Origin of the sequence: Mucilaginibacter sp. (assembly GCF_041088075.1) — a bacterium.
Taxonomy (GTDB): domain Bacteria; phylum Bacteroidota; class Bacteroidia; order Sphingobacteriales; family Sphingobacteriaceae; genus Mucilaginibacter_A.
Genome location: NZ_JBGCVY010000047.1, coordinates 63,186 through 80,524, shown reverse-complemented (window position 1 = coordinate 80,524; position 17,339 = coordinate 63,186). Strand labels below are relative to the sequence as shown.

Below are 17,339 nucleotides of genomic sequence, written 5' to 3'. Positions count from 1 at the left end.
TTGATACTGTTTTTATGCCGATAAAAACAGTATCCGTTTTTTCGTTTGTGTTATCCAATTACTAAACCTTAAACGGGTTGGCAACAAAACATTCGTTCTTTTTAAAGGTTAAAATTAGGAGTATAATACTTGTTATGAAACCCATTTTTCAACCCAAAACCCAAAGCTTGTTTGGGATGCTTCTTTTATCGGTACTTTTTTCGTGCAACAGCATTGGCCCGGCAGGATTGTTCAAAAAGATGTCGCCGCACGATGTTTATGGCAACCGTTTAAAAACAGCCGGACTGCAACAAACCGCGCTGGGAAGCGAATGGCTGCAAACGGCGGATCAAAGTCTGGGCAAAGCAACGCATATCACCATCCCGTATAAAGAAACCGGTTTTTTTGCTGCTGAAAAAATTCGGGCGGCCACGTTTCAGTTTGAAGGCAAAAGAGGGGAGAAGCTGTACATCAGCCTCAGCAAAAACCCGGCTCAAAATTTTGTTGTTTTTGTGGATGTATGGCAGCAAAACGGCCAGCAAAACCAGTTGCTGGCTTCGGCAGATACCACCGGCAAACCTTTAATTGTTGAGGTGAAACAGGCGGGAACTTATTTGCTTCGTTTGCAGCCGGAATTGTTGCGCAGCGGCGAATATACGTTGACCATACAATCCGGCCCGGCCTTGGCTTTTCCGGTCGCGGCTTCGGGCAGGCCAAATATTGGTAGTTTTTTTGGTGCCGAGCGTGATGCCGGGATCCGCAAACACGAAGGCATAGATATTTTCGCCAGAAAAGGGACACCAGCTTTGGCCGCGGCAAACGGGATTGCACAGCCCGGCGAAAATAAATTGGGCGGAAAAGTGGTTTTCCTTCATCCCGATGATGCCGATTACACATTATATTACGCGCATTTGGATTCGCAGTTGGTGCACAACGGGCAGCATGTTCAAGTTGGCGATACCGTTGGTTTGGTGGGCAATACCGGCAATGCGCGCACCACGCCATCACATTTGCATTTCGGCATTTATACCAATGGCGGGGCCGTAAACCCCCTTACGTTTGTTGCGCCCATTACCAAAAAGCCCGAACCGGTTACCGCTTCGCTTAAAAACCTGAATGCAACTGTGCGCACCAACAACCGCAACAGCAAATTATTAACAGAACCCACTGAAAAAGCACCGGTAAAAGAAGCATTGCCCGAAGCAACGGCTTTGCATGTAGATGCCGCAACCTGCAATTTTTATAAAGTAACTTTGCCGGATGGAAGTTCGGGCTACTTAAACAGCAGAACAGTTATTGGCGTCGAAATGCCATTGAGGAAATTAACGCCAAAAGTAGCCGAAGCTTTGTACGCGCATCCGGATACCATTTCTCCCCGAAAAACCATTTTGGCCGCCGGGAAACCGGTTAACGTGCTGGGCAGTTTTGGAAGTTTTTATTTGGTGGAGGATGGAAAGGAAACGGGTTGGGTGAAGAAGTAGGGGTTTTGGTATTTGGGTTTTTTTTGTCATTTCGACCGTAGGAAGAAATCTTCTTTCAACAAAAAAGACTGATCGCTTTGAAGAAGATTTCTCCCTACGGTCGAAATGACAGCACGCTTAAAAAGTACCGATAAAAGAAGCATTTAACCCAAAACCCAAACCTCCAAAATCAACCCAACCCTTTCAAAAAAGCATCTGCAATCCGGTAAGACAAAGCCATAATCGTAAGGGAAGGATTGGCGCTTAAAGCACTCGGAAAAATGGAGTTATCGGCAATGTACAAATTGGGGATATCAAAAGACTGGCCGTTTTTGTCAACTACATTTCTCTCCGGATCGTTGCCCATGCGGCAGGTTCCAATGGTGTGCGCGTTGCGGTCCATCGTCCATAAATGGCTGGCACCGGCGTTTTTCCAAATGTCTTCCATTACTTTTTTGGCGTGGGCCATCATTCGGTTTTCGTTCTCGCCGTTGGTAAAATGGATGCGCGGTTTTGGCAAACCCATATCGTCCAACTCATCCGAAAGTTCTAAATAATTGTGTTCGTAAGGCAGGCAATCGCCCTGCATGTTGATGCCGGCCACATTTTTGTAAGCTTTCATCCGCTCGCGCAATTCCTCGCCCCAAACACCGGTTGCCCTGGCCAGTTGTGAAGCATAAGTTACAGGCATCACGCCAATGGACTGGATGAGATAGCCGCCGGCAAAATCAGCATCCACCGGGCGGTGCATAGCTTCGGAAATCAAACCGCCGGGAATGCCAATCCAAGGGTCGAGCAGTTCATCAAATTCGCCCCAAACCTGCAAACCGGTATTTGCCATAAAGTTTTTGCCCACTTGCCCGCTGCTGTTGGCCAAACCGTTGATCAATAATAATCGCGGCGTTTCAACGGCACCGGCGCAAAGGAAAACGTTTTTGCAAAGCTGTTTTTCTTCTTGTCCGTCTTTGCGGTAAACTATGGCTTCAATTTCTCCTGATTTATTTTTGATGATTTCCGTTACAAAAGCGTTTGGCCTTACTTCGGCACCAAAATGAATAGCCACTGGAACCAGCGTAACATCCATACTTGCTTTGGCGCCCGTGGTACAACCGGCCTGACAAAAGCCGCGGTTGGTGCAGGCATTTCGCCAACCAATATGTTCCTGAAAATACGCAGCCGACAAAGCCGCATTTGCCGCAGGGGAAGTTTTGATGCCGAGTGGTTTGCAGCCGCGTTCCATCAACTGTGCGGCCGTATTTAAAGCCAATGGCGGAAGCGGATAAGAAGTTTTTCGCGCCGGTCCCCAGGGATAAACGGCCGGGCCGGAAATGCCGAGGTTTTGCTCCAGTTCATCGTAATAAGCTTCCAAATCCACGTATTGCAGCGGCCAGTCTTCCCCCAAACCAAAATCAGTTTTTAGGGCGAAGTTATCGGGCTGTGGCCGGGGCGTATAAGCCGTGTAATGCAAGGTAGAACCGCCCACGCCGATACCCGAATTATTACGGCCAAAAGCAAGCGGATCTTGGCCGGCACTCAGCCTTTCGTGCGGCCAAAAAAGCTTGTTTTGGTCAATTTCATCGGTTGAAAAATCGGCAACCGGGTTCCAGTAATTGCCTGCTTCCAGCGCAACGACTTTTAAACCGGCTTTGGCCAAACGCGCCATAATGGGCGAACCACCGGCGCCTGTCCCGATAATGACAGCGTCAACGGTTTCATTGGTTGGGTAACAACGCATAAATAGGTGGGCTAAAAAGAGTATAAGTTTAAACTAAAGTATGGGCACCTGCCAGCCTTGGGCATCGGCAAAGCCGGTATAATTAATTTCCTGCTGCGCGGCAGGATGACTGTAAAAGTGTTCGGCGGTTTCGGTCAGCATCAGTTCAAAAAACCGGGTTGCCGGAAATGTTTTCCAGGTTTCGCCCGGCGCGTTTCCCTGCTGTACTGTTTTTAGCAGGTTGTTTTGTTCCTCACGGGAGAGGTCAGTAAAATTTTTATGGTATAAAAGAAGCACGCTTTCGCTAATGCCTTTTAAGCCGATTTGGTAGGCTGTTCCGTCTGTCGGCAATTCGTCAAAACGCCAGCCCGGCCCGGTTTGTGCGGCCAGCCGGTTATCAATCATGGTTGCTACATCTGCCAAACGTGCTTCGGCTGGTTGCGCTGTCAAACAATCGGTAACGGCGCGCAGCAAGGCAAATTCTTCTACCGTAAAAAAAGCAGACGAATCGGTGGTTTCAGTCAGGCGGTTTAGTAAAACTTTGCGTGTAGGTTCGGTAACCCGATCGGAATTTAGGAGGGCAAAAAAAGTATCGGCGATCATGTTTTTGTAGAAATAGACTGGATTTGTGCGAATGATATTTTCGATGATTACATTAATTCGAGCCAAACTGATAAAGCTGCTTCTGTAATCTTTTCCAAAATAGTAATCGTAAAATCAACATTACCGCTGGTAGAATGTTTGTTTAAACATCTGTAAAAAGAAGCTGTGATTGGTTTTATGTTGATGTTTGGCGATGCTTCTTTTACCGGGTAAAAATTGGTGTGGTTGCTAAATCTATTACTGATACAAAGCTTCACGGTTAATCAATACATAATTGCCTACAAGATCAAAGTCCATTACGTTACTTTCTGGTTTTGGTATTTTGCTTTCAATTTGTCCGGTTTCCTTGTTTATAATCAAATAAAATTTTAAACCAGGCGTACAAGCTATAACATGTTTTTTATATAAGCCCCAATAACCCGCATTTTTAACTTCCCAAATCTTTTTCCCAGAAATTAAATCTGCACAAATCAAAGTGTAATTGTTTTCTAAGTATATCTTATGGTTCTCTACGTTAAAACGGGGGTTATATCGGAAGTAGCCTTTCCAGCGTAGCTTTCCCTTAACCTTACCCGAATTAAGATTAAGCGTATAACAAGTATCAATTTGTGGAATAACTACTTCACTACTGTCATTGTACAAATGGTGATGAGGCGAATACTGCTGATCATAAGTATAAGTTGCACTATGATTCAATGTTTTTAGCCATTTTACTTTGAACTTATTTAGATCAACACAAACAATATTTGTGTTTGTACTTTTTTTGATAGTATCTGTTGCAGTTTCAGTAAACACAAGTTTATCGTTTATTACAGTACTCATCCCATCATTTGGATCATCTACGTAAATGTATTTCCATAATAATTTTTCGCTTTTCATATCAAAAACATAAACTCCATACATTCCGGCAATAACTACCTTGTCTTTATAAAACATCAATTTATTAGCATAAGATATATCATGGTCGTACTTCCTAAAATATTCGGTCAGCTTTCCAGTTGAATCTAAAGATTGCATAGTACCCCTTCCAAAACGGCAGAAGTAAAAGTTTCCATTTTTATAATTGTCAATATGAGATATACTTGGGTATTTTAATGAGTCATTGTCTGTCTCAATTTTGAATTCTGGATTTTTAAGACTATGAGCAAAAAAATATTCGTAATATTTATTATTTATGTAAGCATGGGATTCGAATCCAACAATTGTATCGTTATATATATTAAAGAACGGATTATTATATTTTTCATCCCTATTGATATACACAAGGTGTAAAGCTTTTGCCATGTTTAATTCAAATGCGTGCCGCTCTTTGATGGTAGGGTATTGTTTGCAAGACATTAGAAGAATATTGCAAAAAATTCCGAAGAAAAGATATTTCATCATTATTTGTTTTTTGCCAAAGTTCGATTTGCAGAAGTTATACTCTTAGTTATCACATTTAGTTCCTAAAAACAAAAAATCCCGAACTAGTTTTGACCAATTCGGGAGATGCTTCTTTTGTCAGTAAAAATTCAAACTCTAATATCAAATGTAAAAATTTTAGAAGATGAACTTGTTTAAACTTATTTCTTTGTGCTTTACGCCATGCTTCTTTTACCGTATAAAAATTGGTATTGCCTGGTTTTTGATTTGTTCAAGACCGGTAAAGGCACCAATTTTTATGCGATAAAAGAAGCATCAACCAAAAAAACACGGCCAGAAAAAAGTTTAAACAACTTTGATAATTGGCAAACAAGCAATTATCTTATTAAAATTTTACAATGCTTCTTTTATCGGTATATTTTTAGTGCTTTCCATTACAGTGAAATGAATGATGCTGTTTTTATCACCCTAAAATTGTTGTAAAAACAAAAGCACGGCCTTATTACAAACCGTGCTTCTTTTATCGCCTAAAAAATGTTATACCGCGTCGGACAGCGAGCTGAAAGTAAAATCCCGAATCTTCATCGGCGGGATCAAATAGCTGCGGTAAGATTCTACGCTGATGCTGCGCTCCGGTTTGCCCAAAGCTTCCACATTATTCAGCATAATCACCGGGCTTTCATTAAAACGGAAGTTTTTTACTGGGTACATGATTTTTCCGTTCTCGATGTAAAACGTACCGTCGCGGGTTAAACCGGTTAAAAGCAGCGTTTGCGGGTCAACCATGCGGATGTACCAAAGCCGCGAAACTAAAATGCCCCTTTCGGTACTTTTGATCAAATCCTCCACCGAAGCCGTTCCGCCTTCCATGATGATATTGGCCGGGCCGGGCAGCGGTTTTACGCCTTTTTTCTCGGCCCAGTAACGCGAATAGCTGAGGTTTTTAACCACGCCTTTATCAATCCAGGTCGTTTTTTCCAGTTTATCGCCTTCGCGGTCCCAAGTTGCCGAAGGCAGTTCCGCGTTAAACGGGTCCGAATAAATAGTTACTTTTTCGTCCATCAGCTTCTCGCCCAAACGCGTTCCGCCGCCGGGTTTGCTCAAAAAGCTACGGCCTTCGTCTGCCTGGCGCGCATCAAAACGGAACATGTTTTCGAGCATATAAGTTGCCGCAACCGGTTCCAAAATCACCGTATATTTTCCCGGTTCGATGGCTTTTGCACCTTTTGATCCATTTGCTTTTGAGGCTGCAATTTTCGTTGCCGTCAAAGTGTCCAATTTGCTGATGTCGTTAAAACCGCGCGCCGCATAACCGGAAGCTGTTCCTTCAGCGTTGCGCGTGGTTACCGAAAAAATCACGTCCGTATCTTTATTGTACGCAAACAAACCTTTCGAGTTCATGACCGCGTTAAAACCGGTTGTGTTTTCGAGGAAACCTGCGGCCTGTAAATTTGCATCTTTACAAACCTGGATGCTTTTTAAAACCGCCTCGGCACGTGTGTCCGGCGTAATGGCAGCGGTAGAACTGATATAGCCAATGCCTTCCGGAAAATTCTGCGGGCCTTGCAAAGGCATGTATTCCGGGTTTTCGGGTGCCAGTTGCGCCAGTTCTTCTGATCTTTTCACCACCGTTTGCAACGATTTATCGTCGAACTGGTCTATGGTAGAAGTTGCAGATTTTTTACCATACGTAGAAGTTACCGCCAGCCCCAGCGTGCTGATATCGCCGGCCGTAGAAACGCCGTTCCGCGCATAACGGATGTTGCCGCCTTCGCTGCCGTACAAGCCCACTTCGCATTCATCGGCCTTAGAAAAACCAAGTACTTTTTTGAGTATCGTTTGGGCTTCTTCTTTGCTTAATATCGCCATTTCTTTTTTATTTTGATTTCACAGATTTTTTGATGATTCCACAGATTTTTTTAGAACGATTTCATAGATTGAAAATGATTCCACAGATTTTATGTTGTAAAAGCAGCATTCTGTTAATTCTTAAATTCTATTAATTCTGGTCAAATCTTCCGCGCCGTATTAATCACATTAACACCATTAAAACGCGTCGTTGCCGAACCATGAGAAACCGCGTTCGATTGCGAAGGCTGACCTTTTCCGTCGTTAAAAGCACCGCCCAAACGGTAATCGCTTTCATCGGCAATAGCTGTGCACGAATTCCAGAACTCACGCGTATTGGCCTGATAAGCAACATCGTTTAACATGCCTGCAATTTTACCGTTCTTGATCTCGTAAAAGGTTTGTCCGCCGAACTGGAAGTTATAACGTTGCTGATCAATCGAGAAAGAACCATCGCCGATGATGTAAATCCCTTTTTCGGTGTTTTTGATCATGTCGTCCACGCTCAATTTGGTTTTTCCGGGTTGCAGCGAAACGTTGGCCATCCGTTGAAACTGCACATCGTTCCAGCTTTGTGCGTAGCAACAGCCTTGCGATTCTTTCAAACCGATGATATGAGCCTGATCGCGAATGGCCTGGTAATTCACCAAAATACCATCGCTGATCAAGTCCCATTTCTTGCATTTTACGCCTTCGTCATCATAACCAACCGCGCCCAAAGAACCGGGCTGTGTTTTGTCGGCCACCACATTCACCAACTTACTGCCAAACTGAAATTTTTTGGATTCCCATTTGTCCAACGTTAAAAAACTGGTTCCCGCATAGTTGGCTTCGTAACCTAAAACGCGGTCTAATTCCGTCGGGTGGCCAACAGATTCGTGGATCGTCAGCCACAAATGCGAAGGGTCCAAAATCAAATCATATTTACCCGGCTCTACTGTTTTTGCCTTGATTTTTTGGTTGGCTTCTGCTGTTGCGGCTTTCACATCTTCCAGCATATCGTAGCGGTCTTTGTAGCGGGTAACGATACCGGTAACTTTGTCCTGCGGGCGTGCATTCAAATATTCGTGGCCCATGCCAACCGGCGAACTAAGCGATTTGCGCGACTGGAACTTGCCCGAAGCGGCATCAATTTTGGTAACCACAAAACTTGGAAAATTGCGGTGGATATCCTGGTCAATGTAAGAACCATCCGTCGAAGCAAAATATTTCTGCTCGTTCACCGCAAAATAAGTGGAGTTGATAAAACTGGCGCCTCCCGCTTTTGCCGCCGCATTTACCGAAAGCAAAAGGTCGGTTTTATCTTTGATCGGCACTTCAAAAGCATTAATTTCTATCGGCGTTTTCCAGCTAACTTCGCCATAACCTTTTTGCGGCGCCAATTGCACGGGTTCGGCCTGTATTTTGGCGTTTGCTTTGGCCACGGCAACGGCGCGTTCGGCTGTTTTGGCAACGTCTTCCTTCGTCATGTTGTTGCTCGCCGCAAATCCCCAGCAACCGTTTGCAATTACGCGGATGCCAACGCCCTGCGATTCGGTGTTGGCGATGTTTTGCACATGGTTTTCGCGGGTAATAATGGCTTGGTTGAGGTAACGGCCAATGCGCACATCGGCATAACTGGCACCTTTGGATTTTGCTGCGTTCAACGCCACATCGGCCAGTTGTTTTTTGAGTTTTATGTCAATGCCGTCGTACAAAGCAGCCATCGGATCAATCGGACGGGCAAACGCGTCCAGGCTGGGCAATAGCATCGAGCCGAGGCCCAAGCCCGAAAGGTAAAGAAAGTCGCTTCTTTTCAATTAATTATCCTCCAGAATTAAATTTGATTTATTAAAAGTTCCAATTTAGTGCTTTTTAGTTAAGGTTGATGGAAAAAAGTTTATAACAATTTTGTTTCAAGCCATAAAAAAGTACAGGAAAGTAAAAACAACAGGTAAAACCAAAACGGCGGAACAAAAACCAACTCCTCTTTTTGCTGGTTTTGAAGATTTTGCTGCTTTGCCGAGAATTGCCGCGCGTATTGCAGCGTTCGTTTGATTTTATCCGCCGCTTTTACAGTTTTCCAGTTGGTGTTTTCAAAAATATAAACCCAATCGGTCGTGTTGTTTTGGGTTGAGATGGGAAACCAGCCCGAACGTTCCGGCCAAAACACAGCTTCCTGCAAAAACGGGATTGCCGAATTTTGACTAAGCGGAAGCCTTTCTCCGTTCACTTTTAAAGTGGCATTCCGATCCGAAGTTTCCAAATAAATTTTCGTCATGCTGTTTTTACCGGCATAATTTTCAACATAAACATTTTCTTTCCGGTTGGTTTTTTGCGCCGCTTTGGATAACAACGCCGACCAAAATGTACTGTAAGCCGCCTTGCTGCCCGAAAGCTGCCAGCTAAACGTGTTGTTCAAAGTTGATAAAAGCAGCTTGCCCGAACCATATAATTTGCTGCTGACCAACACGTGCGCGGCTTCGTCCTGCACCAAATTTTGTGAATTAGGCTGATTTCGGATAAAAGCCGGATGCTCGCTTTGGATTTTCAAACGCGTTCCGACGAGATCATTCAGCTTCAAACGCAGTTCTTTCTGCGGGTTGTCCGGCTGGTACAAGGCGAAATTTTTACCGATAAAAGAAGCATCGTCAATACTATCGGCACGGACAACCAAACCCATTCCTTTTGCGCTAACCTGCGCTAAAATGGCCGAAGCTTCCGGTTTGCTTAACGCGTTAAACCCGCTTGCATCGGTAACCAAAACATCAAATTTTTGGAGCAGCAAAGGCGTGATTTTCTCCAGCGGAAACTTTTCCAAATTGGCAAAATCCGTTGTGATTTTATTTTTGCTAATGGTGCTTCTCGCCGCCACTTCATAAGCATTTTCGGCCAGCCAGTTCTTCAAAAAGCGGCTTTCAAAATCCGGCGAAGCCGAAAGCATCAACACTTTTAGTTTTTCCTGCGGATTAATCACAGTCGGCAACGCTTCGTTTTCCAGCGTATCTTCTCCCGCAATTGCCAGCAATTCAAAAACTGCCCGTCTGCTTTCTTTCGGAACCGTTTGGAATGAAAAAGCCATGCTTCTTTTAGCACCTATTTTTACGGAATCCAAACCGGTGTTCAAACCTTGTAAAATTAGCTTGATTTCGCCATCCGTTTGGTTGAGGAAATTGCCTTGTACCCGAAAAATTTCGCCAGCTTTCAACCGCTTCGTCCAGTTTATTTTTTGGATTCCTGAAGGTAATTCCGTCGAAGTAAAACGAACCGAATAATTTTTCACAGCTTTCAATTCATCTTCCTTCAAACCAAAACCTAAAATATGCCAAGTTTTATGTTTGAGGTTTGCGTTTTCGCTTAAATCCAAATCGGTTAAAAAGCGGATTTTGGAAGATTTTAAAGTTTGATAAATTGCAGGATCAGCCGTAAAAACCGGAGTTGAATTTTGGTATTTATTTAAACTATCTTGGTTGAAACCTTCCGTCAGCAGCAAAATTTCCTGATTTAAATTGATGCTTCTTTTACCATGATAAAATGGCGGAATGGCCAGGCAAACCAAACTGAGAACCGCCAAAACCGAAGCCAGCAAACGCCAAATCAAATGCGATTTATTTTTCCGGCCTACCTCTTTCCAAAGCAAAAAAGCCAGCAGCAAAACGGAGATAGCAAGTACGCCAAAATTCCAAGCCATGTTATCGGTTCATGCGGTTTAGGTTTTTAAAATAGGAACTGGCCAAACCTAAATCCGGGTTGGTTGTGCTTGGTTTCGGTAGTTTGGCGACGGGCGGAAGCATTTTTTGTATTGCTTTTTCGACTGCTAAAATATCGGTTTCGCGTATGTTTTTAGGTTGATTCAATTGTGCCAAAATCCTGCGAAAAGCCGCTACCGCCGGTAAATAAACCGAAGGCTGCGCCGCCGCTTTACTGCTCAATTGCAAATTGGTTTGCCGCAAAATTTGTTGCGAACCTGCACCCAAACCAATTCCATTTTCAAGCTGGTGCAGCAACGTTGCCGATTGCCGCAAAGCCAAATTTGGATCCGCTGGTTTTTTAAAATCCTGCTGGTTTACCGGTTCAATAATTTTGGTCAAATCGCCGGTCAGCCTTTTTTCTGCCGGTTTTAGCGGCGCAATTTTGGCACTTGTTTTGGCCACATACGCGCGCGATTTTTGCTGCAAATCTTTCAATAAGCGCAAAGCTTTGTAGGCAAAAGGCAAGGCTTCCTGCGGTTTGTATGTTCGCAAACGCAGTTCGGCACTCCACATTTCATTTAAGGTTGCCTTCAACTGGTTTTTGGTTTCCGGTGTCAAAAAACCGGCATCTTCGGCGTTGTCGTGCTTGTCGGTATAAGCGTCCAAAATTTTGGCGGCGTTGCTGAAATCTTTTGGGTCAGACAAAGAAGTTTCGCCTTCCGCTTCCGGGTCGCCGATGTTCGATTCATTGTCTTCGCCCAAAAACTTGCCGTAACGCAACCTTAACAGCTTTTGGTCGAAACCCAAATTGTTGCTCCGTTTTTTAAATTCTTCTACCTTGATTGAATCTTTATCTTTCAGTAATTGTTCAGTTTCGATAATAATTTGCCGCTCGCTTCTGAACAGTTCCGGCTTCACATCCAAACTGTTTGCCATGCCATCAAGCTGCATCAGTTTGGCCGTATCAGCGATGGAAACGATGTACACTTCCGAGCGTGTTTCCTGCTGGTGGTTGTCGGTTGCCTGGATGTAAAAATACAGTTCGTCGCCCGGCTGCATCCCCAACGCCTTTAAATCAAGCGTTTTTTGCAGTTGGTATTGTGTTTGATGGCCGTTAAACGCCGCATCAAAACTGATTTTTTGCTCTTTAAACTTCACCGCTTCGCCGCTTCCGCTGGCAATGGTGGCGTTGATATACGCTTGGCTGATGCCGTAATCATCGCTCAATGCTGTTTTTAGCAGTGTTTTTTGCGGCTCGCCAAAATCAATAACTATACTTGGTTTTGGCGATTGGATATGAATAATTGGCGGCTGGTCTTTTATCACTTCAACCTGATACAATTCGGAAATTTTGCCGTCCAGATTCACCTGATAAAACCCCGGAGTATGGATTTCTTTTGCCGTTTTCCACAACGTACGATCTGCGTTTGCTGCTTTTAACAATAGTTTTTCTTTGTCATTAAAAATAAAACTGATTTGTTTCACGGCTTTGTTCGTACTGATTTGCCAGTTGACAACTGCGCCATCTTCTGCAATTAAATTAAACTTTTCCTGTTCGCGGCTGCTTTTTCCGGTGTAAGCCGGCGGCGTAATTTTTAGGTTGAAATGATCAATTTCCGGTAAAATAACTTCCGGTTTGGCAGAAGATTTCGTTCCATTGAATGCTTCTTTTATCGGCATAAAATGAGCGCGACGAAAACTGAACGGCAATTTCGCCAATAAAAAACTGAGGATTAACGAAACAAAAAAGATGATGGAAGCCAATTTTAATCGCTTGTAAAATTCTTTCGGCTCCGGCAGTTCCGGTAAAATATGTTCTACTTTTTGCCGCTGCAAACGTTCTAACAAATTAAGCGATTCGGCGGGTTTTAAAGTCAATTCGCTGCTTTCTTCCAGCTCCGGGAAATACGAATTGAGGAAACGCGCCACTTCCGGAACACTGATCTTCCATAAAGAATCCACAAAAAACAACACCGAAACCAGCACAAAAAATAATGGAACAATGAGCCAGAACGACGCCGAAAAAACGACATGAAAAAGTGTTGTTAAAAACAGTGCCGCCGATAAAGCCAGCAAAACAAGTGCGAACAAATTGCTGCGCGCCCACTTTTTTTGCCAGTTGCTGATGATGTATTTTCCGCTTGCTTCAGGCATAATTTATTTCTTTTTTTGGCCGCAAAGCAACTATTCTTTCCAACAAAAACACGATTAAAAGCGCAATCCAAAATGCATGTTTTAAATCTGTTAAATCTTTGGGTTGATTGATTTGCTTTGCCGGATTTTCATTTGTTGCCGTTTCAATTTGTTGCTGATTTGCGGCGATTGTCCGTTTATCAAAAGCTTCAAAATTTTGCTGCGGATAACTTTTCAAGATTAAATTCAAGATCAGTTTCGGGAAATCGCTGCTCCAAACCAAATCGTTCCAGGCCGGGTTAAAGCGGTTGTAAAAATGATAGATGTTTTTATTTCCGAAGTTTTGACTGCTTAAAACTGGTTCGCCAAAACCGTTTTGCCAAACGTTTTCTGTTGTTGCGATGCTTCTTTTATCAGGCAAAATTTGTTGGTATAAGTTGATTGGATCGTTTACGTTTTCATCATTGATCCAGGAATTAATGCTTTGCGTTTTGCCATTTTCGTATTGAAACAAACTTCCGCCCGAAACCAATTTGGAAGAATTTAAAGGAAAATTTTGATTGGATAACCAGAAAATCCAATTTTGATTTGATGGGATTTGGCTGAAATTATTTGCAAGATTAATCTTCATTTTCCTGCCCGTAAACTTTTTGACCGATTGCAAGGAGGCATTTAAATAAGCCGCATCAACCGGAAATTGATTTTGATAAATGGTAATTTTTAAGGTTGATGTATCCACCAAAACTAAATTTCGCGGCTTGTTTTTTAAAGAAACAACCGGTTTTCCTTCTTCAAAAGAAACGTTAAAACGGGAATTGCCGCGATCTGCGGATTGCAAATTTATCGTGCTAAAAGAAGTATGGGCAGGTTTGCTTTCGCCGACAATTATGCGGATGCTGTCTTTGGAAGTAAAATAAGCGTTTTGGATCCAGGTGGAAACAGAATCGGCAGGCGTGTAGGTTTTCCAGCGGAGATCTAAATTCAACGCTGGTTTTACGCCTTGAAAATGCTGCAACTGGTTGAAAGTGAACAAATATGTCGGTGTTTTTTGCGGTATTTGCTGTTCCAATAAAACCAGCAACGGCCAGTAGGAGCGGGGTTTTGTGTTGATTGTTAAGGTTTTAACAGTATCATTCAAAACCTGCTGCAAATTAATGGCCTTAAAAGAAGTATCCAATTGGTGCAAAGTATAACCCGCTTTCAGCAACGAATCCATCTGAGGTTTAAAATGCGCATATACTTCTTTTATCGGCCCTTTTTCAACCAAAACCCAGCCTTTGGTTTTGGTTTGCTGCGCCTGCTTTTGCCAATAAGGTTGCGTAAGCAAAAGTGCAAGCAAGATCAACAACAGGCAGCGCAAAAGCAGCAGCAGCCAATCGTTGATGCGGAAACTGCGCGAACTTTGCCTGGCACTTTCGCCCAGCAGCGCAATGCTGCCGATTTTGAGCGTTTTGCCGGTTTTGATGTGCCATAAATGGATGAGCACCGGGATGCTGATCGCGGCCATCGCCCAAAGCCATAATGGGTTGAGTAGTTGCATATTAGCGGTCAGCTTTCAGCAATCGGCTGTTAGCACTTTTCAAGTTTGTTATTTTGTGGGCTGTCAGCTTTCGGCTTTCAGCTATTAACCATGAACCATTATCTATCAACTTCCAACTCAAAATCCCTTCATCCGCTGGTTTAAAAAATCGCGCAAAGCCAAATCTAAAGGTTGCTCCATGCTGATTAAACGGTAAAAAATGTTTCTGTCTAAAAGTTGTGTTTTGATGTAAGTTAAGCGTTCTTCCAATTTTTTCTGGTAGATTTTTCGGGCTTGTGTGGCGTTGATTTGGATGGTTTCGCCGGTTTCTAAATCTTCTAAATTGGAATAGCCGGCAAAATCAAGTTCGAGTTCGTTTTTGCCGATGATCTGGAAGACGATGATTTCGTGTTTTAAGGTGGAAAGCTTGTCGAGCAGCGTTAAAATTTCGTTGTTTTCTTCATAAAAATCGGTTACAAAAATGAGTAGTTCGCGTTTCCCGGTCCCGGCAAAAATTTCTTTGTAGGCTACTGGTTCGGTTAGTTTTCCTGCAGGATTAAGGTTTTCCAACTGATAAAACAAACGGTTTAAATGCTGCGTGCTTTGCCTCGGCACCAACGAAAACAAACCGCCGTTTTGCAGCACAAACAAACCGGTGGCATCGCTTTGCAAATTGGCCAGGTAAGCCAGCGAAGCCGTGAGGTAAGCGGCATAAGTGATCTTTTTAAAACCGGCATCTTCGTGGTTCATAGAAGCGCTGGCATCCACCAAAAAACAAACAGAAATGCTGGTTTCCACTTCCGATTCGCGGATGTAGTAGCGGTCGGATCGGGCAAACATTTTCCAATCCAGTGAACGCAGGTCATCGCCCGGCTGGTAACTTCGGTACTGGCTAAATTCCATGCCCGGCCCTTTGATGGTGCTTTTGTTTACGCCGCTTAAAAAGCCGTCAACCACTGTTTTGGCAGCTAATTGTAGGCTTTTGATGGACATGACGGTTTTTGGATCGAGGAGCGAAGACATTTATAAATATTTTTTCATCACTTCTTCATGCGGTTTTCCTAAACCTTTATCAGCCGCAATAATTGATTCTTCGACCTCGTTTTTTACTGATTCGGGCAATTCATCCCAAAAATCAAATTCATTTTCTTGCTGTTCAAACATCATCTTATCAAATTTATCCTTATAAAAACAGTATCATCAAGCCAACACTTTTGGCCGTTCAATCGCCTTAATCAATTCTGCGGCAACCATATCCGAAGTTACATTTTCTGCTTCGGCTTTAAAATTCATTAAAATGCGGTGGCGCAAAACCGGGAAAGCCATGTTGTGGATGTCTTCCATTAAAACGGCATACCTTCCTTTAAATAACGCCCGTGCTTTGGCCGTTAAAATTAAAGCCTGGCCGGCACGCGGACCGGCGCCCCATCGAACCCATTCTTTTACATAAGAAACCGTCGTGGTATCAGGCCGTGTTGCGCGGATGATGCTGCTGACGTAATGCACCAGATCATCGTTGATCGTTACATCGCGAACCAAAGTCTGCAACTGCCTGATTTCTTCTCCGCCCAAAATCGGGTTTACGGTTGTTTTTTTGCTGCCGGTGGTGCTGTTTAATACGCCAAATTCTTCCTGCGCGGTTGGGTAACCAATTTTTACGTAGAGTAGAAAACGGTCTAACTGCGCTTCTGGCAGCGGATAAGTTCCGGCTTGTTCGATTGGGTTTTGGGTGGCCAGGATGAAAAACGGACGGTCTAAAGGATAAGTTTGCCCGCCGTAAGTTACCTCAAATTCCTGCATCGCTTCCAGCAAAGCCGATTGCGTTTTTGGCGGCGTACGGTTAATTTCATCGGCCAAAACAATGTTGGCAAACAGAGGCCCTTTGTTAAATTTAAAAAAACGTTTACCGGTTACATGGTCTTCTTCCAGAATTTCTGTGCCCACAATATCCGTAGGCATCAAATCCGGCGTAAACTGGATGCGGCGGAACGACAAATGCAAAGCTTGAGACAACGTGCGCACCATCAGCGTTTTGGCCAGTCCGGGAACGCCTTCCAGCAAACAATGGCCGCCAGCCAGCAAAGCGACGAGGATTTCATCCAACACCTGATCTTGCCCGATAATTACTTTTTGTATTTCTTTTTTAAGCGATGAAAGCTGGGCGAGCAGGTTTTTTACGGTACTTTCTGTAGTTTCCAAAACGTTTGGTTATTAAAATGAGCAAAACTGAATTTGTTGTTTCGAGAAAAGTATAAATAAAATCCTGAAATTTAGAAAACTATTAAAAGGTAGCAGAAACTTTACAGGATTTATGCCGATAAAAGAAGCATTGCGCAATTTTTACAATAATTTAGGGCTATGAATGCGGCCAGATTTACTTTTACCCGTTTACGATATACATCGGGAGATTGGGACACCGACCAGCGGATGCCTTCCAATATCCTCAATTCGCTGCTCGAATATACCACAATCCCGATCAACACGCAGGAAAAAATCATTGATTTAAGCAGCAACGAAATTTTTGCCTCGCCTTTTTGCTACCTCAGTGGACATAAACTGGTGCAGTTTAACGCGCAGGAACGCAGCAATTTTAAGCAATATGTGCAAAACGGCGGTTTCGTTTTTGCGGATGACTGCAACCACGATATTGACGGGCTTTTTGCGCGTTCTTTTGAAGCGCAAATGTCGGCCTTGTTTGGCGCACATGCTTTGAAGAAAATCCCGGCCACGCATCCCATTTATTCTTCTTTTTTTAAGTTTGAAAAAGGCCCGCCCAATACTTCATTTGAGTTGAACGGCTGGGGCGATGATTTGATCCACGATTATTTAAAAGCCATCGAAATAAACGGGCGGATTGCCGTTTTGTACAGCAATAAAGATTACGGCTGCGAGTGGGACTACGATTTCAGGAACAAGCGTTTTCTGGCGGAAGACAATACCAAGTTTGGGGTAAACATTGTTTTGTATGCGATGGGCGCGTAATATTTTAACCAGCTTGTAATACTGTTTTTACCATGCAAAAATTAGCATTATAAAATTTACAATTCACA

Annotated in this window: 13 protein-coding genes; 2 read left to right on the top strand and 11 right to left on the bottom strand. The window is 43.5% G+C overall.

From position 1 onward, the window contains the following. The first annotated feature begins 134 nt into the window (after positions 1 to 134). Positions 135 to 1,460 carry a peptidoglycan DD-metalloendopeptidase family protein gene (locus V5804_RS11765; protein ID WP_369591581.1) on the top strand — a complete coding sequence of 442 codons (1,326 nt, stop codon included), beginning with the start codon at positions 135 to 137 and terminating at the stop codon, positions 1,458 to 1,460. Between the two features lie 169 nt (positions 1,461 to 1,629). Here V5804_RS11765 and V5804_RS11760 read toward each other — a convergent pair whose 3' ends face one another. The 11 genes from V5804_RS11760 to V5804_RS11710 all read right to left on the bottom strand — a co-directional run bounded on the left by V5804_RS11760 (position 1,630) and on the right by V5804_RS11710 (position 16,488). Continuing rightward, entirely contained in the window at positions 1,630 to 3,174 is a 1,545-nt protein-coding gene (locus V5804_RS11760) for a GMC family oxidoreductase (protein ID WP_369591580.1), read from the bottom strand. 33 nt (positions 3,175 to 3,207) lie between these two features. Beyond that, a complete protein-coding gene (locus V5804_RS11755) occupies positions 3,208 to 3,756 on the bottom strand; it encodes a gluconate 2-dehydrogenase subunit 3 family protein (RefSeq protein ID WP_369591579.1) in 549 nt (182 codons plus the stop codon). Positions 3,757 to 3,993: 237 nt separating this feature from the next. After that, positions 3,994 to 5,040 (bottom strand): hypothetical protein, encoded by a 1,047-nt coding sequence (locus tag V5804_RS11750; RefSeq protein ID WP_369591578.1) that lies wholly within the window; start codon positions 5,038 to 5,040, stop codon positions 3,994 to 3,996. A gap of 615 nt (positions 5,041 to 5,655) precedes the next feature. After that, positions 5,656 to 6,987, bottom strand: coding sequence for a TldD/PmbA family protein (locus tag V5804_RS11745; RefSeq protein WP_369591577.1), 1,332 nt, complete (start codon positions 6,985 to 6,987; stop codon positions 5,656 to 5,658). 140 nt (positions 6,988 to 7,127) lie between these two features. Then, the gene (locus V5804_RS11740) at positions 7,128 to 8,765 is read right to left on the bottom strand and encodes a TldD/PmbA family protein (protein ID WP_369591576.1); all 1,638 of its coding nucleotides are present in this window, start codon (positions 8,763 to 8,765) and stop codon (positions 7,128 to 7,130) included. A gap of 80 nt (positions 8,766 to 8,845) precedes the next feature. Beyond that, positions 8,846 to 10,636 carry a hypothetical protein gene (locus V5804_RS11735; protein WP_369591575.1) on the bottom strand — a complete coding sequence of 597 codons (1,791 nt, stop codon included), beginning with the start codon at positions 10,634 to 10,636 and terminating at the stop codon, positions 8,846 to 8,848. Position 10,637: 1 nt separating this feature from the next. After that, entirely contained in the window at positions 10,638 to 12,791 is a 2,154-nt protein-coding gene (locus V5804_RS11730; protein ID WP_369591574.1) for a DUF4175 family protein, read from the bottom strand. Then, the gene (locus tag V5804_RS11725; RefSeq protein ID WP_369591573.1) at positions 12,784 to 14,310 is read right to left on the bottom strand and encodes a BatA domain-containing protein; all 1,527 of its coding nucleotides are present in this window, start codon (positions 14,308 to 14,310) and stop codon (positions 12,784 to 12,786) included. The genes V5804_RS11730 and V5804_RS11725 overlap by 8 nt, the downstream gene beginning before the upstream one ends. 117 nt (positions 14,311 to 14,427) lie before the next feature. Then, complete coding sequence (locus tag V5804_RS11720) at positions 14,428 to 15,312, bottom strand: DUF58 domain-containing protein (RefSeq protein ID WP_369591572.1); 885 nt, start codon at positions 15,310 to 15,312, stop codon at positions 14,428 to 14,430. Then, positions 15,313 to 15,456 carry a hypothetical protein gene (locus V5804_RS11715; RefSeq protein WP_369591571.1) on the bottom strand — a complete coding sequence of 48 codons (144 nt, stop codon included), beginning with the start codon at positions 15,454 to 15,456 and terminating at the stop codon, positions 15,313 to 15,315. A 33-nt stretch (positions 15,457 to 15,489) separates the two neighbouring features. Continuing rightward, positions 15,490 to 16,488 (bottom strand): AAA family ATPase, encoded by a 999-nt coding sequence (locus V5804_RS11710; RefSeq protein ID WP_369591570.1) that lies wholly within the window; start codon positions 16,486 to 16,488, stop codon positions 15,490 to 15,492. Between the two features lie 159 nt (positions 16,489 to 16,647). On the opposite strand from V5804_RS11710, the gene V5804_RS11705 reads away from it, so the two are divergent. Beyond that, positions 16,648 to 17,271: a DUF4159 domain-containing protein gene (locus V5804_RS11705; protein WP_369591569.1), complete on the top strand. Its 624-nt coding sequence runs from the start codon at positions 16,648 to 16,650 to the stop codon at positions 17,269 to 17,271. Positions 17,272 to 17,339 lie beyond the last annotated feature (68 nt).